At 71.8% G+C, this 22,350-nt stretch carries 17 protein-coding genes; 4 read left to right on the top strand and 13 right to left on the bottom strand.

What is annotated here, in order from left to right:
- Positions 1-154: 154 nt before the first annotated feature.
- From ABZ098_RS13120 to ABZ098_RS13105, 4 genes are all read right to left on the bottom strand, one after another.
- Positions 155-1,984, bottom strand: a complete 1,830-nt coding sequence (locus tag ABZ098_RS13120) for a gamma-glutamyltransferase (RefSeq protein WP_356590242.1) — start codon at positions 1,982-1,984, stop codon at positions 155-157.
- 135 nt (positions 1,985-2,119) lie between these two features.
- A complete protein-coding gene (locus ABZ098_RS13115) occupies positions 2,120-2,941 on the bottom strand; it encodes a class I SAM-dependent methyltransferase (protein WP_356590240.1) in 822 nt (273 codons plus the stop codon).
- Positions 2,942-2,983: 42 nt separating this feature from the next.
- Positions 2,984-3,646 carry a response regulator transcription factor gene (locus ABZ098_RS13110; RefSeq protein WP_356590238.1) on the bottom strand — a complete coding sequence of 221 codons (663 nt, stop codon included), beginning with the start codon at positions 3,644-3,646 and terminating at the stop codon, positions 2,984-2,986.
- A 289-nt stretch (positions 3,647-3,935) separates the two neighbouring features.
- Positions 3,936-5,054 (bottom strand): sensor histidine kinase, encoded by a 1,119-nt coding sequence (locus tag ABZ098_RS13105; protein WP_356590236.1) that lies wholly within the window; start codon positions 5,052-5,054, stop codon positions 3,936-3,938.
- Positions 5,055-5,221: 167 nt separating this feature from the next.
- Between ABZ098_RS13105 and ABZ098_RS13100 the strand changes: the two genes are divergently transcribed.
- A complete protein-coding gene (locus ABZ098_RS13100; RefSeq protein WP_356590234.1) occupies positions 5,222-6,226 on the top strand; it encodes a carboxymuconolactone decarboxylase family protein in 1,005 nt (334 codons plus the stop codon).
- 151 nt (positions 6,227-6,377) lie between these two features.
- On the top strand, positions 6,378-7,049 hold the full coding sequence (locus tag ABZ098_RS13095; RefSeq protein ID WP_356590232.1) for a hypothetical protein: 672 nt from the start codon (positions 6,378-6,380) through the stop codon (positions 7,047-7,049).
- Between the two features lie 55 nt (positions 7,050-7,104).
- Here the strand turns inward: ABZ098_RS13095 and ABZ098_RS13090 are convergent, their stop codons facing one another.
- From ABZ098_RS13090 to ABZ098_RS13050, 9 genes are all read right to left on the bottom strand, one after another.
- Entirely contained in the window at positions 7,105-8,661 is a 1,557-nt protein-coding gene (locus tag ABZ098_RS13090) for an NCS1 family nucleobase:cation symporter-1 (protein ID WP_356590230.1), read from the bottom strand.
- A gap of 163 nt (positions 8,662-8,824) precedes the next feature.
- Complete coding sequence (locus tag ABZ098_RS13085) at positions 8,825-9,844, bottom strand: TIGR03842 family LLM class F420-dependent oxidoreductase (RefSeq protein ID WP_356590228.1); 1,020 nt, start codon at positions 9,842-9,844, stop codon at positions 8,825-8,827.
- 11 nt (positions 9,845-9,855) lie between these two features.
- Positions 9,856-11,256: a dihydropyrimidinase gene (gene hydA, locus ABZ098_RS13080; RefSeq protein ID WP_356590226.1), complete on the bottom strand. Its 1,401-nt coding sequence runs from the start codon at positions 11,254-11,256 to the stop codon at positions 9,856-9,858.
- A gap of 100 nt (positions 11,257-11,356) precedes the next feature.
- The gene (locus ABZ098_RS13075; RefSeq protein WP_356590224.1) at positions 11,357-12,199 is read right to left on the bottom strand and encodes a nitrilase-related carbon-nitrogen hydrolase; all 843 of its coding nucleotides are present in this window, start codon (positions 12,197-12,199) and stop codon (positions 11,357-11,359) included.
- A 155-nt stretch (positions 12,200-12,354) separates the two neighbouring features.
- Complete coding sequence (locus tag ABZ098_RS13070; RefSeq protein WP_356590222.1) at positions 12,355-13,911, bottom strand: PucR family transcriptional regulator; 1,557 nt, start codon at positions 13,909-13,911, stop codon at positions 12,355-12,357.
- Between the two features lie 23 nt (positions 13,912-13,934).
- Positions 13,935-15,224: an aspartate aminotransferase family protein gene (locus ABZ098_RS13065; protein WP_356590220.1), complete on the bottom strand. Its 1,290-nt coding sequence runs from the start codon at positions 15,222-15,224 to the stop codon at positions 13,935-13,937.
- A complete protein-coding gene (locus ABZ098_RS13060; RefSeq protein ID WP_356590218.1) occupies positions 15,221-16,063 on the bottom strand; it encodes a nitrilase-related carbon-nitrogen hydrolase in 843 nt (280 codons plus the stop codon). Before ABZ098_RS13060 ends, ABZ098_RS13065 begins: the two co-directional genes overlap by 4 nt.
- 181 nt (positions 16,064-16,244) lie before the next feature.
- The gene (locus tag ABZ098_RS13055; RefSeq protein WP_356590216.1) at positions 16,245-18,410 is read right to left on the bottom strand and encodes a hypothetical protein; all 2,166 of its coding nucleotides are present in this window, start codon (positions 18,408-18,410) and stop codon (positions 16,245-16,247) included.
- Positions 18,411-18,544: 134 nt separating this feature from the next.
- Complete coding sequence (locus ABZ098_RS13050) at positions 18,545-18,796, bottom strand: helix-turn-helix transcriptional regulator (RefSeq protein ID WP_356590214.1); 252 nt, start codon at positions 18,794-18,796, stop codon at positions 18,545-18,547.
- Between the two features lie 32 nt (positions 18,797-18,828).
- On the opposite strand from ABZ098_RS13050, the gene map reads away from it, so the two are divergent.
- Entirely contained in the window at positions 18,829-19,596 is a 768-nt protein-coding gene (gene map / locus ABZ098_RS13045) for a type I methionyl aminopeptidase (protein WP_356590212.1), read from the top strand.
- Between the two features lie 173 nt (positions 19,597-19,769).
- Positions 19,770-22,286 (top strand): ATP-dependent Clp protease ATP-binding subunit, encoded by a 2,517-nt coding sequence (locus ABZ098_RS13040; RefSeq protein ID WP_356590210.1) that lies wholly within the window; start codon positions 19,770-19,772, stop codon positions 22,284-22,286.
- The last annotated feature ends 64 nt before the right edge of the window (positions 22,287-22,350 follow it).

Below are 22,350 nucleotides of genomic sequence, written 5' to 3'. Positions count from 1 at the left end.
AGCGCGGCCGGAATCGCCGTGAACACCGGGACGCGGAGGCGACGCACGCCCGATTCAGGGCAGATCGGTAGATAAAGGGCATATCGCTCGATCCGTCGAGCCGTCGCGGCGCCTCACCCGCCGCCTCACCCGCCGCCGCCCCCGTCGCCCTCCGTCACCGTCCCACCGCATACCCCTGCATCCCCCGCGGGTTGGCCGCCGCCGACAACACGCCCGTCTCCGGATCGCGTGCCACCGCGCACAGCCGTCCCTCCGACCACGGCTCCCCCACCGTCACGTCGTGCCCCCGTCGCCGTAGCTCCTCGACCACCCCGGGATCCGTCCGCGCCTCCACCGTGAGGCTGCCCGGCCGCATCCCTCGCGGGTAGAACGACCCGGGGAAGCTGTCGTTGTGCCAGTTCGGGGCGTCGATCGCGCCCTGGAGGTCGAGGCCGCCGCGGACCGGGGAGCGCAGGGCGACGGCCAGGAAGAAGTGGAGCTGCCACTGGTCCTGCTGGTCCCCGCCGGGGGTGCCGAAGGCCAGGACGGGCACTCCGGCACGCAGCGCGATCGAGGGCGTGAGGGTGGTGCGGGGCCGGCGGCCGGGGGTGAGGGAGTTCGGCAGGCCCTCCTCCAGCCAGGTCATCTGGAGCCGGGTGCCGAGCGGGAAGCCCAGTTCAGGCACGACCGGGTTGGACTGGAGCCACCCGCCGCTGGGCGTGGCGGCGACCATGTTGCCCCAGCGGTCGACGACGTCGAGGTGGCAGGTGTCGCCCCGGGTGGCGCCGTCGGGACCGGTCTCGGGCTCGCCCGGTACCGGGGACGTGGGGTTCTTCGCGACCGTCGGCTCCCCGACCCCCATCGGGCTGAACCCGGGTTCGTCGGTGACGACCACGCGCGCGTGTGCGCTGAGCCGAGGCCCCCGCCCGCCGGGGCTGCCCGGTCGCAGCTCGTGCGAGGCCTTGTCGCCGACGAGTTCACGCCGCCCCGCGTTGTACCGCTCCGACAGCAGCTCACCGAGCGGCACCTCGGCCGCGTCCCCGTACCAGGCCTCCCGGTCGGCCATGGCCAGCTTGCAGCCCTCGACCAGCAGATGGACGTACTCGGCGGACCCGTACCGGGGCAGCTCGGGCGGCAGCAGCGCGAGTTGCTGGAGCAGGACCGGGCCCTGGCTCCAGGGGCCGGCCTTGCACAGGGTCCAGCCGTTCCAGTCGTACGTCGCCGGCGCCTCGTAGGTCGCGGACCACCCGGCGAGGTCGGCGGCCGTGAGCGTACCGGTGTGCCGCGAGCCGCTGGTGTCCATGGTGGGTCGCCGCGCCTGCCGTACGAGGGCCTCGGCGATGAATCCGGTACGCCATACCTCGCGCGCCGCCTCGATCTGCGCGACCCGGTCGCCGGCGCCCGCCACCTCGGCGATCAGGCGCTTCCAGGTGGCGGCGAGGGCGGGGTTACGGAACAGCGAACCGGGCCGGGGAGCCCGTCCTCCGGGCAGATAGACCTCCGCCGAAGAGGTCCACTCCGTCTCGAACAGCTCCCGTACGCTCTCGACGGTCGCGCCGACGTTCTCCACGGGCGCGTGCCCGTCCTCGGCGTACCCGACGGCGTACTTGAGGACGTCGGCGAGGGACTTGGTGCCGTGGTCGCGGAGCAGCAGCATCCAGGCGTCGAAGGCGCCGGGGACGGCGGCGGCGAGGGGTCCGGTGCCGGGGACGAGTTCCAGCCCCAGCCCCTTGTAGTGGGCCACCGTCGCCCCGGCCGGTGCGACGCCCTGGCCGCACAGCACCCGCACCTCTCCTCCGGCGGGCGCGAGCAGGATCGGCACCTCGCCGGCGGGCCCGTTGAGGTGCGGCTCGACGACGTGCAGCACGAAGGCGCCGGCCACCGCCGCGTCGTACGCGTTGCCGCCGTCCTCCAGCACCGCCATCGCCGACTGCGAGGCCAGCCAATGGGTGGAGGACACCATGCCGAAGGTGCCCTGGAGGGTCGGCCGGGTGGTGAACGACATCTCTCACCTCACTGGTCGGGCGCGCGCCCAGGCCGGTCCGAGGCGGTCGCGTCCACGGATCCTTTCATTCCGCACCGACCGGCCCAAGATGCGGTGTTCGTCCGCCCGGTCACCTCCGAGCGGCCGGTCGCCGTGTCACGCCGAGGGCCGTCTGCCCACCGTGAGCAGATGCCCGCTCGCCCCCAGCAGTGTCGGTTCCGACTCGATGTGCCGGCACGCGGCCAGTACCGTCTCGCGCCGCTCCGGATCGTCCAGCCAGTCCTCGACACCGCCCATCAGCCAGGCGACGCCCTCGACGCCGTACCGGCCCTCCACGGCCAGCCGCGCGGCGGTGAACTCCGCGGTCACCTCGTCCGGCGCCGCGAAGTGGGCGACGGTGAAGAAGCCCTCGTCGTGGTGCGGATGCCGGCCGTCCACAAGGACGGTGTCGGTGCGTTCGCGGTGTTCCGGGACGAAGTAGCGCTCCTCGCGCAGCAGGTCGTGCAGTTGCGCGTACCGGTTGATGGTGGCCGCGACCACGAGTCCGCCGGGCCGCAGGACCCGTCGCGCCTCGGCCAACGCCCGCAACCGGTCGGCCCGTTCGGGCAGGTGGTACAGCGGGCCGAGCAGGAGCACCACGTCGAACGACGCGTCGGGGGCGGCCAGTTCGCGCGCGTCGCCTTGGCGGGCGGTCACCCCGGGCAGCCGTGAGGCCTGTGCGACGTGGAGCGGTACGGGGTCGACGAGTTCGACGGCGTGTCCGTCCCGTACGAGCCATTCCGCGTGCACCCCGCTGCCGCCGCCGACGTCCAGCACGCGCGCGGGCGCGGCGGGCAGCAGTCTGCGCAGGACGTCCTGGGTGCGCCAGAACTCCAGCCGCCCGGCGGGCGCTCCGCCCTCTCTGAGCCGGGCGTCCTCCTTGCCCCGGGCGTAGTAGGCGAGGATCTCCTCGTGCATCCGCGGTGGTGTCTCGGTCATCGCCTCAGCGTGCTGATCCACGGCCGGGTCGGCAACGCGATATCAGGGGCAGCGTGCCGTCACCAGCCCCGACTCGTAGGCGAACACGACCAGTTGGGCCCGGTCGCGGGCGCCCAGTTTCGTCATCGCGCGGCTGATGTGCGTCTTGGCGGTGAGGGGGCTGATCACCATGTGCTCGGCGATCTCCTCGTTGGACAGGCCCCGGGCGGCCAGGGCCGTGACCTCGCGTTCGCGGCGGGTGAGGCATTCCAGGCCGGGTGCGGTGGACCGGTCCGGGGGGCGGGAGACGAACTCGCCGATCAGGGTGCGGGTGACCGCGGGCGACAGCAGCGCCTCGCCCCGGGCCACCACCTCGATGGCCTGGAGGAGGTCGGCCGGTTCGGTGTCCTTCAACAGGAAACCGCTCGCGCCCGCCCGCAGTGCCTCGAAGACGTACTCGTCGACGCCGTAGTTGGTGAGGATCACCACGCGGACCCCCGCCAGCTCCGGGTCCGCGGCGATCAGCCGGGTCGCCTCGATGCCCGTCATCACGGGCATCTGGACGTCGATGAGCGCGATGTCGGGCATCTGCGCCCGCACCAGCTCCACTCCCCGCTCCCCGTCGGCCGCCTCCCCGACCACCTCGATGCCGTCCTCGGCGTCCAGCAGGGCCCGGAACCCGGCCCGCATCAACGCCTGATCGTCGACGAGCGCCACCCTGATCACGCCCTCACCTCCCCACGCGAAACGAAGCACCTCTTCGCCCCGATCACACCGACTCCCCGCGTGACCGACATCGGCCCCGCCGAAGACCCGCCCCACGCCTGAGCGCCCGTGCCCACACCCCGGCGACCGAACCCGCCCTGCACCGGAGAGCCGCCCCCGCCCTCACGACAGGTCCCGCGCACAGCGAGCAACCGCCTCCCGCTCCGGCAGCCGATCCCGCATCCCCGAGAGTCGCCGCCCGCCTCAAGTCCCTTCCGCGCACACCGACGACACCGACCTCCGACCTCGCTCACAGCGACTCCCCCGCTCTCAAAGGCAGTTCCGCCCGCACCGAGAATCCGCCCTCCTCCCGCGGCCCGGTGTGCAGCGTCCCGCCCAGTGCCGTGACGCGTTCGCGCATGCCGGTGAGGCCGTGGCCGGGTCGAGGCGGGCGGTCCGGACGGGCGGCTCCGTCGTCCTCCACCCGTATCGTCAAGTCGGCCTCGCCGTAGGCCAGTTCGACCCGTACCTTCGCCGGTCCCGCGTGGCGGGCCGCGTTCGTCAGGGACTCCTGGACGATCCGGTACACGGCCCGGTCGAGGGGAGCGGGCAGGGCGCGCTCCTCGCCCGTCACGCTCAGTTCGACGGCGAGGCCCGCCGCCCGGGCCCGCTCCACGAGGAGCGCCGGGGTGCCGGTCGGCTCGTCGGTGCGCAGGACCTCCAGCGTGGCGCGCAGCTCGCGCATGGCCTCACCGCCCGCCTCCTGGATGGCGAGCAGAGCGGGCGGCACCTCCTCGCCCCGCTTGCGCGCCAGATGGACGGCCACGCCCGCCTGGAGCTTGACGATGGAGATGCTGTGGGTGAGGGAGTCGTGCAACTCCCTCGCTATGCGCAGGCGTTCCTCACCGGCGCGGCGCAGCGCGGCCTCTTCCCGGGTGCGCTCGGCCTCCAGGGCACGCTGTTCCGTCTGGCGCAGATAGGCCTGCCAGTTGCGGCCGGCGAGGCCCGTCACCACCGCGCACACGAACCAGCCCGCGAGCAGCAGGGTCTTCTCGACCGCCTCCTGGGCCGTCGGTCCCGTCGCCGCGTACGCCCCGAGGAAGATCCCGCTCGCGCCCGCCGCCCAGCCCCGGTGCCCCAGTTGGGAGGCCAGGTGCACGGCGGCGAAGACGGAGAGCGCGCCGAGGGGCCCCGGGTGGGCGTGCAGGACGTACGCGGCCCCGCTCACCGTGGCCACGGCCAGCACCGCCCGCGGGACCGCGCGATAGAACGCGAGAGCGGCCGCACTGACCACGAGGAGTCCGTGGTCGAGGGCGGTCGTGTCCGGGTCCTGAGCCGCCGCGACCACGACAAGGGCGCCGACCACGACCGCGAGGGCCAGATCGGCGAGCCGCTGGGAGATGGCCGAACCGACCGGGTGCCCACTCATACCCACACGCTAGACCGCCGCACCGACACCGGCGTCCGCCCTGTGGACAACTCCCGCGCTACTCCCCCCGTAGTAGTCCGTGTCCCGGTCCGCGCTCACGGACGTAAGCCCAACTCCCTTCGGCCGTACGACGACCTCGGCCGGGGCCGGGGCGCACGCTGCTGTGCATGTCCACACCCTTCCGTTACACCGAGCCCCTGCCGCCCAAGGCCGCCACCGGCCGTGTCGCCGAGGTCTACGAGCAGTTGTCCCGCGACTTCGGCATCGCCGAACCCGTGACCTTCGTGGTGCTGTCCTCCGCGCCGGAGCTCCTCGCTCCCGCGTGGGCGCTGATGCGCGAGTCGCTGATCGCCGGCCCCGGCAGCCGCACCGGCAAGGAGCTCGCGGCGCTCGGGGTCTCGCTGGCCAACCGCTGCCCGTTCTGCGTGGACGCGCACACCACGCTGCTGCACGCCACCGGCGACCACGCGCTCGCCGAACGCGTCGCCCGCGGAGAGCGCCCGGGCGACGAAGGGCACGCGCGTGTGCTGGACTGGGGCAGGCACACGCGCGTGCCGGGCGGTCTCGGCGCGGAACCGTACCCGTTCCCGCGCGAGCACGCCCCGGGCTACCTCGGCACCGCGTTCGCCTTCCACTTCATCAACCGGATCGTGTCCGCGCTGCTCACCGAGAACCTGCTGCCGGGCAACGCCCAGCGCTTCCGGGCCGTCCGCAGTCTCGCGGGCCGCACCCTCTCCCGGACCGTGCGCCGATCCGCCCGGCCCGGCGCGTCCCTCGCGCTGCTCGACCTGCCCGATCCCGGCGAGGCCCCCGCGTGGGCGGACGGTACGCCCGTCGGACTCGCGTACGCGGCGCTGCTCCGGGCGGCCATGGCGGGCGCCGGCCTCCTCGGCACCGACGACCAGGACCTGGTGGAGGAGACCCTGCTGGACTGGGACGGGTCGCACCCGCCGCTGGACCTGAGCGGTTTCCCGGACCGGCGGGAGCGTCCCGGTGCCCGTCTGGTGCTGCTGGCCGCGCTCGCGCCGTACCGGATCACCGACGAGGACGTGGCGGCCTGGCGGCGGCCGGAGCACACCGACCACTGTCTGGTGCACCTCGTGGCCTATGGGGCGTTCCTCGCCGTGGACCGCATCGAATCGGCCCTGTACCGGCCCATCGCCCGGACATAAGCGGACACATGACGCATCGACGGCGGGGCGCAGTGACGGCACAGGTACGGAGCGAGTTCGCACTTCCACCGCACAAGGAGACATGTGAAACTGGCGTCCCGTCCGCAGTGCGGACCCCTCCGCACCGTCCGTCCCCCACGAAAAGTGCGCCGTGCGAACTCTTTCCCTGCCGCTCGCGCTCACCGCGCGCATCTCCCCCGTCGTCGTGCTCGCCGCGGCGGGCTGGGCACTGACGTCGGGTCCGGCCACGACGCCGGCCGCCGAGAAGGAGTCGGCGCCGCAGTCCGCCGCCGCCGGCGAGACCCCTTCGGGCGCGTCCACGGCCGCCGCCTCGAAGCAGTACGCCGCCGCACCCGCGCCCTGCGGCAGCATCAGCGCGGCGACGATCAAGTCGCTGGTGCCGGGCGCCAAGACGGCCGGCAAGGAGATCCCCTCGACGGACACGGCCCTGCGCCGCACCTGCTCCTGGAACGCGCTCAAGGGGTACGACTACCGCTGGCTCGACGTGTCCTTCGAGATCACGGAGTCCGACGAGGCGGCCGCCAAGTCGTACAAGGAGAACATCGCCGACAAGAGCGGCGGCGGGAGCGTGCCCGGGGTCGGTGACGCGGGGTACTCGGTGGTGAACCTGACGACCGAGAACAAGCAGCAGACCCGTGAGGGCGTGGTCATGATCCAGGCGTCCAACGCGCTGGTGACCGTGACGTACAACGGCAGCGACTTCGAGTCGAAGAAGGCGCCCAGCACGGACGAGATCAACAAGGGTGCCATCAAGGCCGCCAAGGAGGCGGTGGCGGCGCTGCAGAGCGGTCAGAAGGCCTGAGCCGAAAAGGCCCGGACCCGTCTGACCGCCCTCCACGCGCGCGTGACGTCACCCGTCAGGCGGCGATGCCCTCCTGCTCCCTGCCCTTCGGCAGCATCAGCGCGATGTAGAGGAGCAGCGACGCGCCGAGACCCACCGCCCAGCCGTAGTCGGCCAGTGGCTTGAGGAACGGGATCAGTCCGTCGGTCGGGAACGGCCCGGTCTTCTTGCCGTCCGCGCCCACCGCCGAGTACGAGCCGCCGACGGCGAGCAGTCCACCGACCACGAAGGCGACGATCGCCCGCCAGTTCCAGCCGTTGGCGTACCAGTAGCGGCCGCCGGGCGTGTAGAGGTCCGCGAGGTGCAGGACCGTGCGCCGGACGATCCAGTAGTCGGCGATGAGGATGCCCGCGACCGTGCCGAGCAGACCGCCGACGACTCCGAGCCAGGTGAAGATGTAGAACTCCGGCGTGGAGATCAGCTTCCACGGGAAGATCAGGATGCCGACGACACCCGTGATCAGCGCGCCGGTGCGGAAGTTGACGAACTTCGGAGCCAGGTTGGACAGGTCGTACGCCGGTGAGACCACGTTCGCCGCGATGTTCACGGAGACCGTGGCGACGAGGACGACGACCAGCGCGAAGAGCAGTCCGAACGCGTTGTCGGTCTTGGCGGCGAGCGCGACCGGGTCCCAGATGGCCTCGCCGTAGACCGCCTCGGATCCGGAGGTGACCAGCACGGCGAGGACCGCGAACAAGGTCATCGTCGTGGGAAGCCCCAGGGACTGCCCCCACGTCTGCGCCTTCTGACTGGCGCCGAAACGGGTGAAGTCCGGGATGTTCAGGGACAAAGTGGCCCAGAAACCGATCATGCCCATGAGGGACGGGAAGAACACCGGCCAGAAGTCGGCGCCCCAGCCGAGTTTGGAGGGCTGGTCGAGCAGCGCGCCGAAGCCGTCCGCCTTGACCGCGATCCAGATGAGCAGGACGAGGGCGCCGGCGATCACGAAGGGCGCGGCCCAGTTCTCGAAGTGCCGCAGGAAGTCCATGCCGCGGTAGATGATCGCGATCTGGAGCGCCCAGAACAGCAGGAAGCAGAGCCACAGGGGCCATGGGTTGCCCGCGATCCTGGCCGCGTTCTCCCAGTGGCCGCCGGTGAGCTTGGAGCCCAGCGCGAAGATGCCGCTGCCGCCGATCCAGGTCTGGATGCCGAACCAGCCGCAGGCCACGGCCGCCCTGATGAGTGCCGGGATGTTGGCGCCGCGCAGCCCGAAGGAGGCACGGGCGAGGACCGGGAAGGGGATGCCGTACTTGGGTCCGGCGTGCCCGGTGGCCAGCATCGGCAGCAGCACGATGACGTTGGCCAGGGCGATGGTGAAGACGGCCTGCTTCCAGTCCATGCCGAGCGCGACCAGGCCGGAGGCCAGGGTCCAGCTCGGGATGCAGTGCGCCATGGAGATCCACAGGGCCGCGAAGTTGTACGTCGTCCACTTGCGCTCGGAGACCGGTACGGGACGCAGGTCCTCGTTGGCGAAGGGGCTGTCGGCGGGGAAGGCCTCGGGGGCGAGCTCGACGCGGCCACCGGTGCCGGCGTTCTGCGGTATCGGCGACCCCGTGGGGACTGTTTCGGTCATGGGCAGGCCAATCGATCAGGACGGAACGGGATAGGCCGTGCGGGGGCCTCGGGCGGGACCGGGACGGGCGGGGAGGCCATTCCCGGCCCCGCCACCCCTTCCCGGGACGGCGGGAAGGGGGGACAAGGAGTGGGGGGTCGGTCGAGCGGTTCTCGGAGCCGCGTCAGGAGTTGACGGCGGGGATGATCTCGGAGCCGTAGGCGTCGATGGTGGCTTCCTGGGCGTCGTGCATGTCGTAGACGGCGAACTGGTCGACGCCCAGCTCGCGCAGCGCGTGCAGCTTCTCGATGTGTTTCTCGACCGGTCCGATGACGCAGAACCGGTCGACGATCTCGTCGGGCACGAAGGCGGTGTCGGGGTTGTCGGCGCGGCCGTGGTGCGAGTAGTCGTACCCCTCACGCGCCTTGATGTAGTCGGTGAGCTCCTGCGGGACCAGGCCACCGCCCGAGCCGTACTTCGACACCAGGTCGGCCACGTGGTTGCCGACCATCCCGCCGAACCAGCGGCACTGCTCACGCGCGTGGGCGAGTGCCTCCGGCGAGTCGTCCTCGGTGACGTAGGCGGGGGCGGCGACACAGATCTTGACCTCTGAGGGGTCCCGACCAGCTGCGACGGCCGCGTCCTTGACCGCCTTCACCATGTACTCGGTGAGGTACAGGTCCGACAGCTGGAGGATGAACCCGTCGGCCTCCTCGCCGGTCATCTTCAGCGCCTTCGGCCCGTACGCCGCCATCCATACGGGGAGTTCGGCGCCCTCCTTGATCCACGGGAACCTGACGACCGTGCCGCCGAGGTCGGCCTCCTGGCCCGAGCCGAGGGCCCTGATGACCTTCATGGCCTCGCTGATCCGGGCCAGTGTGTTGGGCGTACGGCCCGCGACGCGCATCGCGGAGTCGCCGCGGCCGATGCCGCAGACCGTGCGGTTGCCGAACATGTCGTTGAGGGTGGCGAAAGTGGAGGCGGTGACCTCCCAGGTGCGGGTGCCCGGGTTGGTGACCATCGGGCCGACCGTCAACGTCGAGGTGTTCGCGAGGATCTGGCTGTAGATCACGAACGGCTCCTGCCAGAGAACGGCGGAGTCGAACGTCCACCCGTAGGTGAAGCCGTTGCGTTCGGCCCGCTTCATCAGGCTGATCACCTTCGAGGCGGGCGGATCCGTCTGCAGGACGAGTCCGAAGTCCATGGGCGCCACTCCTAGTTGAGGTACTGACAGGTGGAGCGGGGGGTGTACGTGCCGTGCCCGGCGCGTCCGGTGTACTCCCGCTCGGTGATGACGAGTTCGCCGCGCGAGAGGACCGTCTCGACCCGGCCGGTGAGGCGCTTGCCCTCGTAGGCCGAGTAGTCGACGTTCATGTGGTGGGTCTCGGCGGAGACGATCTGCTCGGCGTGCGGGTCGTAGATGACGACGTCGGCGTCGGCGCCCGGGGCGATGGTGCCCTTCTTCGGGTACATGCCGAACATCCGGGCCGGGGTGGCGCAGGCGATCTCGATCCATCGGCGGCGCGAGATACGCCCCTCGACCACGCCCTGGTGGAGCAGGTCCATGCGGTTCTCGACGCCGGGAAGGCCGTTGGGGATCTTCGAGAAGTCGCCGCGGCCGAGCTCCTTCTGGCCCACGAAGCAGAAGGGGCAGTGGTCGGTGGAGACGACCTGGAGGTCGTTGGTCCTGAGCCCCTGCCACAGCTTGGCCTGGTGTTCGCGCGGCCTCAAAGGCGTGCTGCACACGTACTTCGCGCCCTCGAAGTCCGGCTCCGCGAGGTTGTCCGTCGACAGGAACAGGTACTGCGGGCAGGTCTCGCCGAAGACGTTGAGCCCCTCGTCGCGTGCGCGTGCCAGCTCGGCCACTGCCTCCATGGCCGAGACGTGCACGACGTACAGGGGGGCGCCGGCGACCTGCGCGAGCTTGATGGCACGGTGGGTGGCCTCGGCCTCCAGCAGTGCCTTGCGCACCTCGCCGTGGTAGCGCGGGTCGGTCTCTCCCCGGGCCAGCGCCTGCTCGACAAGGACGTCGATCGCGATGCCGTTCTCGGCGTGCATCATGATCAGGCCGCCGTTCTCGGCGGAGCGCTGCATGGCGCGCAGGATCTGGCCGTCGTCGGAGTAGAAGACACCTGGGTAGGCCATGAACTGCTTGAAGGAGGTGACCCCCTCCTCCACCAGCAGGTCCATCTCCTTGAGGGTCTCCTGGTTCACATCGGAGACGATCATGTGGAAGCCGTAGTCGATGGCGCAGTTGCCCTCGGCCTTGGCGTGCCACGCGTCCAGGCCCTCGCGCAGGGTGTGGCCGACGCTCTGCACCGCGAAGTCGACGATGGTCGTCGTACCGCCCCAGGCGGCGGCCCGGGTGCCGGTCTCGAAGGTGTCGGAGGCGAAGGTGCCGCCGAACGGCAGCTCCATGTGGGTGTGGGCGTCGACGCCACCGGGGATGACGTACTTCCCGGTGGCGTCGATCGTGCGGTCCGCGGTCCAGCTCTGGGTACCGGGCACGGCGAGGGCGGCGATGCGGCCGTCCTCGATCAGCACGTCTGCGTGGATCTCGTCGGACGCGGTGATGACGAGACCACCGCTGATGACGGTACGGCTGCGGCTGCTCATACTCCCTCTCCTGCGAACGGTGATCGGAAAAGATCCGGTCGTATGTGGCTGGTCGCGCAGTTCCCCGCGCCCCTGAGGGGCACGGGTGTGCGGGTCGTGATTACGGAGCGGTCAGCGGCGGGTACGCGTCCGGACGGCGGTCGCGGTAGAACTGCCAGCGGTCGCGGACCTCGCGCAGCTTGGCCATGTCCAGGTCGCGGACGACCAGTTCGGTCTCCTTGTCGCTCGCCACCTCGCCGACGAACTGGGCCTCCGGGTCGACGAAGTACGTCGTCCCGTAGAAGTCGTTGTCGCCCAGCTCCTCGACGCCCACCCGGTTGATCGCGCCGACGAAGTACTCGTTGGCGACGGCCGCCGCGGGCTGCTCCAGCTGCCAGAGGTAGGCGGACAGGCCGCGCGAGGTGGCCGACGGGTTGAAGACGATCTCGGCGCCCGCGAGACCCAACGCCCGCCAGCCCTCCGGGAAGTGGCGGTCGTAGCAGATGTACACGCCGATCCTCCCGACCTTGGTGTCGAAGACCGGCCACCCCAGGTTGCCGGGGCGGAAGTAGAACTTCTCCCAGAAACCCGGGACTTGAGGAATGTGGTGCTTGCGGTACTTGCCGAGGTACGAGCCGTCCGCGTCGATCACGGCCGCGGTGTTGTAGAGGACGCCGGGCTGCTCCTCCTCGTACATCGGCAGGATCAGGACGATGCCCAGTTCCTTGGCCAGCGTCTGGAAGCGCTTGACGATCGGGCCGTCCGGGATCTGCTCGGCGTACTCGTAGAACGCCTTGTCCTGGACCTGGCAGAAGTACGGCCCGTAGAACAGCTCCTGGAAGCACAGGACCTGGGCACCCTGCGCGGCCGCATCCCGGGCCGCCTGCTCGTGTACCTGGATCATCGACTCCTTGTCGCCCGTCCACGCGGTCTGGAAGAGGGCGGCACGAATCACTCTGCTCATCGGGACCTCCGGTCGCTCGGTGTGCGAGAAGGCTAGGAAGTCCGAAAGCGGGCTTTGAGTTGCAGCGTGTCACGTCTGCGGGGCCTGGGCGTGCCACGGTGTCACCCTGTCGAGAGCCCATGTTTCACCGCCGTTTTCCCAGGTCGTGGCGTGTTTCAGCTTTGTTGCGCGTCGTGCGCGAGAAGCGCGATGTGCACCGAGGCGGCCTGCTCGAAGTCGTCGAGGTCGACGCCGAGCCGGCTCTGTATGGCTTCCAGTCGCCGGTAGAGCGCGGGGCGGGAGACGTGGTGGAGCTGCGCGGTGCGGGACTTGTTGCGGCCGGTGGCGAGGTAGGTGCGCAGCACGGCCAGCAGATCGTCCCCCGCCGCGCACAGCAGTCCGTCCAGCTCGCGCTCGGCGAAGGACTGGACGTGCGGGTCGTCGCGCAGCAGCCTGATCAGGCCGCGCAGATGGACGTCCCTGAGGCGCACCACGGGAGGAAGGTCGAGGACGGGCGCCGAGTCCGCGACGGCGTCGGCGACGTGCTGGGCCTCCCGCAGCCCCGCCGGGACGTCGTCCCAGGAGGTCCTCGGGTCCGCGGCGGCCACGACCGTCCGCGTCAGCCGGGCCGCGAAGTTGGCCGTGAGGACGGCGGCGTCCTGGTCGCGGGCCAGGCTCAGCAGGACGGCGGTGGCCCCGTCGGCGAGTTCGGCGACGATGCCGGGCAGCCCCAACAGCCGTAGCACCCGGTCGAGTTGGGCGGGATCGCCGTCCCGCACGACGAGCGGCACGAAGGTGCGCCGGTTGACGGGCAGTCCGGCCGCCCGCGCCCGGGGCAGCAGCTGCCGGGCCGGTACGACCCCGCTGACCAGGTCGGTGAGCAGGCTCTGCGCGGACTGCTCCTCCCAGGTGTGGGCGGAGGTGCCGCCGAGCATGCGGTGCAGGACGAGGCACTCGGCGGCACGGTCGGCGAGGAGGCGTCCGGTGGCGGTGTCGCCGCGGTAGCCGCACAGCATGATCTGGCCCCAGCGCTCCCCGCGCCCGGCCAGTTCGGCGCGGATCCAGCCGTCGCCCTCGCTGCCGCCGGCCTGGCGGGCGATGCGCTCCCAGTCGCGCAGCACGTCGTCGACGGCGGACCGCTCCCCCGCGGTGGCGAGGACCCGGTGGGCGAGGTTGGTGACGACGACGGGGCAGCCGCTGTGGTGGGCGATCTCGTCAAGCATCCGCTGGAGCGGGGCGCCCGCGGTGATGAGTCCGGTGAGGGCGGTGCGGACGGCCTCGGACATGCTGACGGCGGCGAACTTCCGTCGCACGAGCCGCGCTTGGACCTCCTCGGTCAACTCCGCGAAGGGGAAGGGCCGGTGGAGGACCACCATCGGCAGCCCGCACCGCTCGGCGGCCCGGCGCATCACGTCCGGCGGGGCGGGGAAGGCGCGGCCGAGTCCGAGGACCACGGCCGCGGCCTCCGCGCGGTGCAGGGACTGGATGTACTCGGCCTGCTTGCCGTCGTCACCGGCGAGCAGCACACCGGTGGTGAGGACCATCTCGCCGCCGCTGAGCATCACGCCGACGTCGGCGGCCTCGGCCACGTGCACCCAGCGCACGGCCCGGTCGAGCTGGCCGGCACCGGCCACCACCTCGGGCTCCCCGGCGAGGACCCGTTCCAGCATGAGGACCTGGCGGACCGACAGGGTCGGCTCCAGGGACTCCAGAGGCTCCAAGGTGGTGCTCATGACGGTGTTCCCTTGCTGTGGACCTACTGGATGGTGCTCCTCAGAGCGTGTTCGAGGATCGCGGCGCCCTCTTCGGCCTCCGCGACGGTCAGGGACAGGGGCGGGGCGATCCTGAGGGCGCTGGTGTTGTGTCCGCCGCCCTTGCCGAGCAACAGCCCCTCGGAGCGGGCGGCTTCCAGCACGGCGGACGCGGCCTGTGGATCGGCCTCGTCGGTGCCGGGCTTCACCAGCTCGACGCCGAGCATGAGCCCACGCCCGCGCACCTCCCGTACGCCCGGAATCTGCGCCGCGACGCCCCGCAGCCGCTCGATGAGCAGTCCGCCGACGCGCCGGGCGTTGCCCTGGAGGTCGTGTTCCAGGAGGTACGTGAGGTTCGCGAGGCCGGCCGCCATGGTGATCTGGGTGCCGCCGAAGGTCGAAATGCTGTTGGAGTCCAGGCAGTTCATGATCTCGGCGCGGGCGACGACCCCGCCGATGGACATGCCGTTGCCGATGCCCTTGGCGAAGGTGAGGATGTCCGGCGGGCCGTTCTGATCGTGCGCCTGCCAACCCCAGAAGTGGTCGCCGGTGCGGCCCCAGCCGGTCTGCACCTCGTCGGCGATCCACAGGATGCCGCGCTCGTGGAGCACCTCGCGGAAGGCGGCGTAGAGGCCGTCGGGCGGGGAGGTGAAGCCGCCGACGCCCTGGATCGGTTCGGCGATCAGGGCGGCGGGCGGGCGGGTGTGCCCGAGGAGGTCCTTCAGATCGTCGACGCAGGCCGCGATGAAGTCGTCGTCGCCGAGGCCGGCGTACGGGCCGCGGGTGCGCACGCCCCCGTGGACGTACAGCGTCTGGAGCGGGGACAGCGAGGTCGGCGACCAGCCGCGGTTTCCGGTGATGCCGACCGCGCTGAAGGAGCGGCCGTGGTAGCTGTTGCGCATCGCCAGGATCGTGTTGCTGCGCCGGTAGGTCGTGGCGAGCAGCAGGGCGGTGTCGTTGGCCTCGGTGCCGGAGGTGGTGAAGAAGACCCGGGCGTCCGGGATGCCGGACAACTGGGCGATCCGCTCGGCGAGTTCGACCATCGGCCGGTTCAGGTACAGGGTCGAGGAGTGGATGATCCGCCCGGCCTGCTCGCTCACCGCCTTGGTGATCTCGGGCAGGGCGTGGGCGGTCATCGTCGTCAGGATGCCGCCGAAGAAGTCGAGGTACCTGTTGCCCTCGGAGTCCCAGACGTGCCGGCCCTCGCCGTGCGTGATCTCCAGCGGGTCCTCGTAGTACAGGGCGAGCCAGTCGGGCAGGACGGCCCGGTGGCGTCCCAGCAGGTCCTTGGTCACGGCTGCACCAGCCCTTCGTAGGCGTCGGGGCGGCGGTCGCGGTAGAACGCCCACTGCTGCCGCACGTCCTCGATGAGGTCGAAGTCCAGGTCGCGGACGACGAGTTCCTCCTCCTTGTCGCTCGCCGTGTCCCCCACGAACTGGCCCCGGGGGTCGACGAAGTAGGAGGTCCCGTAGAAGTCGTTGTCGCCGTACTCCTCGACGCCGACCCGGTTGATGGCGGCGACGAAGTACTCGTTGGCGACGGCGGCCGCGGGCTGCTCCAGGCGCCACAGGTGGGAGGACAGGCCACGGTGGGTGGCGGACGGGTTGTAGACGAGCTGGGCGCCGTTGAGACCCAACTGCCGCCAGCCCTCCGGGAAGTGGCGGTCGTAGCAGATGTAGACGCCGACCTTGCCGACGGCGGTGTCGAACACCGGCCAGCCGAGGTTGCCCGGCTTGAAGTAGTACTTCTCCCAGAAGCCCTTGACCTGGGGGATGTGGTGCTTGCGGTACTTGCCGAGGATGCTGCCGTCGGCGTCGATCACGACCGCGGTGTTGTAGTAGAAGCCGGACTGCTCGACCTCGAACACCGGCACCACGACCACCATGCCGGTCTCGCGGGCGAGTTCCTGCATACGACTCGTGGTGGGGCCGTCGGGCACCGGCTCGGCCCAGCGGTAGTGCTCGGGCTCCTGGACCTGGCAGAAGTAGGGGGCGTTGAACACTTCCTGGAACCCGATGATCTTCGCGCCCTGTCGGGCCGCCTCGCGGGCGTGCTCCTCGTGTTTCGCCACCATGGACTCGGTGTCGCCGGTCCAGGTGGCCTGGACCAGAGCGGCACGAACGACGTTGGCCATGAGCTGCTCCTTCGGCGGGGACGTCAGAGCCTCTACGCCCGTAGAGGGGGACGTAGAGGGACGAACGTAAGCCTCCTGGAGAGGCTTGCCAAGACCATCGTCGTTAACCCGCGAAGTCGATCACGTTTCACACTCCAGTGGAGGAGCGACGTGCCCGGTCAGCAGGGTTGTGGGGGACCTGTCAGGCGGAGAATCCGGCGACCCGCAAGGCGTGCACCAGGTCCCAGTGCCGCTCCTGCGAGACCCCGCGCGCGGCCGTGAGGAGCAGGGGTACGAGGGTCTCCGGGCCGGGTGCGGCGCTGCGGGCGGCTTCCTCGGGGGTGCGGACGCGGACGTAGGCGTCGAGGAGCGCGGTGACCTCACGGCGGCGGCCCTCGGCGACCAGGGCGAGCACGGCCGCGCCGATCTCCTCGGCGGGGCGCGCGACACCCTGCCTCAGGATCTGCTCCCCGTCCGTGCTCCGCCCGGCCGCGACCAGCGCGTCCGCGGCGGCCACCAGCCGGTCGGCGGGCAGTGAGGCGGCCTCCCACAGCAGGGTCGCCCAATCGGCGCCGAGCCCGGCGTGCTGGAGCTCGGCGGCGAGCAGCGGGAAACGGTCGGCGGGCCAATGGGCGGCCTCGACGAGCAGGGCGTGCGCCTCGCCGGTACGCCCCTCCGAGCGCAGCCGCACCAGCGTCGCGACCGTGTCGGCGGTCTCCCGCCGCGCCGCCGCGTCCACCGGCTCCTCCCGCTGCCGCGGACTCGCCTCCGGCACCTGCGCGGCCCCGGCGAAACGGGCCCCGCGCGGAGTCCGCCCCTTCGCCGCGGGCGCGGTGGGCGGCTCGGCCACGGCGGCCGGGGGTACGACGACGGGGGCGCCCCCCTCCTCGGCCGCACCGGCGAAACGGGCACTGCCGCGCCGACGCCTCCGCTTCCCCTCCGGCGGCGGGGCGGTGGGGGTCGGCTGCTGCGGGGAGTCGTTGTCGGGCCGGGGCGCGGAATCTGGGTGGGCGACCGGGGCCGGGGCCTGCGGATACGGGGCGTAGGCCGGGGAGGAGGCCTCGGGACGGCGGTGTCGGTCCGGGCCGGGGCGGGTCGGGTCGTCCGGGTCCGTGGGGTACGGGCTGTGTCCGGAGTGGCCCGCTTCAACTGGGCCCGAACCTCCGGAGACGTCCGCCCAGGCGGGGGCCGTCGAGTGGGGTGCGTGTCCGGAATGGCCCGCTTCAGCAGGGCCCGGACCTCCGGAGACGTCAGCCCGGGCGGGGGCCGTCGGGTGCGGAGTGCGTCGCGGGCGGGCCGTATCCGCCGGGCCAGGACGGTGCGGCGCGGTGCGGGTGGCGTCCAGCCAGGCGGGGACGATCGGGTGCGAGGTGTGTCCCGGACCGGCTTCCTCGCCGGCGCCGGCAGGGCGTGACACTTCTCCGGAGACGTCAGCCCAGGCGGGGGCCGTCGAGTGGGGTGCGCGTCCCGGGCGGGCCGCTTCGGCGGAGGTGGGCCACTGCGGTGCGGGCCCGGGGTGGGGCCCTTCGGCGTTCGTGGCGGACGGGGCGTCCCGCTGCCGGGGCATGTCCGGGAAGTCCACGCCTCGGCCGTCGGTTCCACGGGCGCCGGTCTCGTAGGCGTCGGGCCTATGCAGCGCGGTCTCGTCGCCTCCGGCCCCGGTCTCATGGCGGCCCGGCTCGCGCCCGCCGCCCTCGGCAGCCTGCCCGTCGGCTCCTCCCGCAGCGCCCTCGAAGCGACCGCCACCACCGGTGGCATGCCCGCCGCCCCCGTAACCACCGGTCTCGCCGAACGCCCCCCGGAACACCCCGCCGGCCGCGTCCCGCTCCCGGCGGATCGCCCGAGCCTGGTCGTCCCTCATGCGGTGGTCCAACTCGGCCATGCGGGACTGGAGTTCGGCGCAGCGCCGTACTGCGCGTTCGTGGTCGTCGCGGGCCCAGGCGAGGTCGAGGCGGATGGCGTCGGCCTCCTCCTGAGTGGTGACAGTGGCGAGGCGGCGGCCCAGTTCGGCCTGCCGTTCCGCCGCGTAGCGCTGCTCGCGGAGCATGACGTCGAAGCGGTCACCGAGGGCGTCCCGGCCGCCGGGGCGGGCGTCGTGGGCGGCCTGGGCGGCGGCGTGCAGGGGGCGGGCCCGTTCCGCCTCGGCGTGGGCCGCCTCGGAGCCGTACTCCGCGGCGAGATCCTGCAAAAGCGCCTCCACCACGTCCCAGGGCGGCACCTCCCGGCCGTCGAGGCAGGCCTGCATACCGTCCGGGTCGCGCTGCCAGAACACCGCGCACCAGCCGGCGCCCTGGTCCAGGCGTGCCAGCACACCGCCCAGGTAGGCCACGAACTCCCGCACCCGACCCGGGAGTTGATCCACTGCCATCGCTCAACTCCCGTTAGACCGGAGCACTCCGGTCCGTAAGGCAACACCAGCAGTGTTACGAACGGGCTACGGACAGTTTTCAAAGGCGCAGCAGGAGCCTCATGGCGCGCGTCACGCCGCTGAGCGAACTCCCGTCACACGCCCGCCAACTCGCACAGTCCGGCCAACTCGTCCATGGACAGCCCGAGCGCCCGGGCGAGCGCCGCCACCGTGAAGAACGCCGGGGTCGGGGCCCGCCCGGTCTCGATCTTCCGGAGGGTCTCCGCGGAGATCCCGGCACTCGCCGCGACCTCCGCCATACTGCGGCCGCCGCGGGCCTCGCGCAGCAACCGGCCGAGCCGCTCGCCGCGTTCGCGTTCTTCTGGAGTGAGAGGGGTGCGCACCATGCCCCCATTCTAATACCGGTATAGTAATTGGCATGGTGGAGCTGAAGACAGACACATCGATCGACGCCATGTACGAGGCGGGACAGGTGGTCGGGCGCGCCCTGACCGCCGTACGAAAGGCCGCTGACGTGGGGGTTTCCCTGCTGGAGCTGGACGAGGTGGCGCGTGGGGTGCTGCGGGAGGCCGGGGCGTCCTCGCCCTTCCTCGGCTATCGCCCCACCTTCGCCACCACCCCGTTCCCCGCCGTCGTCTGCGCCTCGGTGAACGACGCGATCGTGCACGGCATCCCGACCGGCTACCGGCTGCGCGACGGCGACCTCGTCTCGATCGACTGCGGTGCCCAACTCGGCGGCTGGGCCGGTGATTCGGCGGTCAGTTTCACCGTGGGCAGGCCGCGCCCCGACGACGTACGGCTGATCGAGACGGCGGAGCGGGCGCTGGCGGCCGGGATCGCGGCGGCGGTCGTGGGCAACCGCATCGGCGACATCGCGCACGCGATCGGCACGGTGTGCCGCGAGGGCGGCTACGGAATCATGGACGACTTCGGCGGGCACGGCATCGGTCGCCGTATGCACGAGGACCCGCCGGTGCCGAACGAGGGGCGCCCGGGGCGGGGCCTCGCACTGCGGCACGGCATGGTGCTCGCGATCGAGCCGATGCTCATCGCCGGGGGCACGGACGAGTACCACACCGCGCCGGACGGCTGGACGCTGAAGACGAACGACGGCTCGCGCGCGGCGCACGTCGAGCACACGGTGGCGATCACGGACGCGGGACCACGCGTCCTGACGGCACGCTGAGCAGGCTCTCCGCAAGCGCTCGGTGAACCGGCGTCGCCCGCCGAGCGCTGCGTGTGCCCCGCTCCCCCATCCGTGCGAAGGTGTAACCGGCTGACACCCGGGTTACCCGGCCCCGGCACGTCGATCAGCGAGGGGTGTCCCCGGCCCGCGCGGGGATGCCGGATGGGAACGCCATGACCAGCGGATTCAGCGGACCGGAAGGCTATGACGCCTTCGGAGAGTTCCTCGCCCGTTTCTTCGGCGGGCCGCGTCCCGGCCCCCGGCAGATCAACATCGGCCAGTTGCTGAGCCAGCCGGCCAGGGAGCTGGTACGGGGCGCCGCGCAGTACGCCGCCGAGCACGGCAGCCGGGATCTGGACACCCAGCACCTGCTGCGGGCCGCACTCGCCGCCGAGCCGACCCGGACCCTGCTGAGCCGGGCCGGTGCCGATCCCGACACCCTCGCCTCGGAGATCGACGAACGCTCCGGCCCCGTCCAGCACCAGCCGGAGGAAGCCCCGCCGCCCACCTCGCTGTCCCTCACCCCGGCCGCCAAGCGCGCCCTGCTCGACGCGCACGAGCTGGCCCGGGCCCGGGGCGCCGGTTACATCGGCCCGGAGCACGTGCTCAGCGCCCTGGCCGCGAACCCCGACTCGGCCGCCGGGCACATCCTCAACTCGGCCCGGTTCGCGCCCACCGGTCTGCCTCCCGAGACGGCCCCGGACGCCGGGCAGCCCGGCGCCGAGGCACCGCGCGGCACGGCCACGCCCACCCTCGACAAGTACGGCCGCGATCTCACCGACCTGGCCCGCCAGGGCCGTATCGACCCGGTGATCGGCCGCGACGAGGAGATCGAGCAGACCATCGAGGTGCTGTCCCGGCGCGGCAAGAACAACCCGGTGCTCATCGGTGACGCGGGTGTCGGCAAGACCGCCGTCGTGGAGGGTCTGGCCCAGCGGATCGCCGACGGGGACGCACCCGACGTGCTGATCGGGCGCCGGGTCTTCGCCCTCGACCTGACCGGGGTGGTGGCGGGCACCCGCTACCGGGGCGACTTCGAGGAGCGCCTGACGAACATCGTGGGCGAGATCCGCGACAACTCCGACCGGCTGATCGTCTTCATCGACGAGCTGCACACGGTCGTCGGCGCGGGCGGGGGCGGCGAGGGCGGCTCCCTGGACGCCGGCAACATCCTCAAGCCCGCCCTGGCCCGCGGCGAGCTGCACATCGTGGGCGCGACCACGCTGGAGGAGTTCCGCCGGATCGAGAAGGACGCGGCCCTGGCCCGCCGCTTCCAGCCCATCCTGGTCCCGGAGCCCACCCCCGCGGACGCGATCGAGATCCTGCGCGGGCTGCGCGACCGCTACGAGGCCCACCACCAGGTCCGCTACACCGACGAGGCGTTGGTGGCCGCCGTGGAGCTGTCCGACCGCTATCTCACCGACCGCCGCCTGCCGGACAAGGCGATCGACCTCATCGACCAGGCGGGCGCACGCGTACGCCTGCGCGCGCGGACCAAGGGCACCGACGTACGGGCCCTGGAGCACCAGGTCGAGCAGCTCACCCGGGACAAGGACCAGGCGGTCGCCGACGAACAGTACGAGCAGGCGACCCAACTGCGGGACCGCATCGCCGAGTTGAAGCAGCGCATCGCCGAGGCCGCCGGGGGCGACGAGGCCGACGAGGGCCAGCACCTGGAGGTCACCACGGAGGCCGTCGCCCAGGTGGTGTCACGGCTGACCGGCATTCCGGTCAGCAGCCTCACCCAGGAGGAGAAGGACCGGCTGCTCGGCCTGGAGCAGCACCTGCACGAGCGGGTGGTCGGCCAGGACGAGGCCGTACGGGTCGTCTCGGACGCCGTCCTGCGCTCCCGGGCCGGCCTCGCGAGCCCGGACCGGCCGATCGGCAGCTTCCTCTTCCTCGGCCCGACCGGCGTCGGCAAGACCGAACTGGCCCGCGCCCTCGCCGAGTCGCTGTTCGGGAGCGAGGAGCGCATGGTCCGCCTGGACATGAGCGAGTACCAGGAGCGGCACACGGTCAGCCGCCTGGTCGGCGCCCCGCCCGGATACGTCGGCCACGAGGAGGCGGGCCAGCTCACCGAGGTGGTCCGCAGGCACCCCTACTCGCTGCTCCTCCTGGACGAGGTGGAGAAGGCCCACCCGGACGTCTTCAACATCCTCCTCCAGGTCCTCGACGACGGCCGGCTCACCGACTCCCAGGGCCGCACGGTCGACTTCACCAACACGGTGATCGTCATGACCAGCAACCTGGGCTCGGAGGCGATCACGCGCAGGGGCGCGGGCATCGGTTTCGGCCCGGACGGCACGGACGAGGAGGCCCGCCGGGAACAGATCCTGCGCCCCCTGCGCGACCACTTCCGCCCGGAGTTCCTGAACCGCATCGACGAGATCGTCGTCTTCCGCCAGCTGACCGGCGAGCAACTACGAAAGATCACTGAGCAGTTGCTGGAGAACACCCGCCGCCTGCTCCACGCCCAGGGCGTCACGGTCGACTTCACCGACAGCGCGGTGGACTGGCTCGCGGAACGCGGCTACCAGCCGGAGTACGGCGCCCGCCCGCTGCGCCGCACGATCCAGCGGGAGGTGGACAACCAGCTGTCCCGCCTGCTCCTGGACGGCACGATCGAGGATGGCGGCCAGGTGACGGTAGACACGGCGGCAGGCAAACTGACGTTCACGAAGACTCCCTAGGGGCGCGGGGCTGTGTCGATTTGCGGCTCCGCCGCGGGGCGCGACCAGCCCCCACGCGCCCGAG

Source organism: Streptomyces sp. NPDC006335 (assembly GCF_040612795.1).
GTDB lineage: Bacteria > Actinomycetota > Actinomycetes > Streptomycetales > Streptomycetaceae > Streptomyces.
Note: the sequence above shows the minus strand (reverse complement) of the source record. Positions and strands in the feature narration are given on the sequence as shown.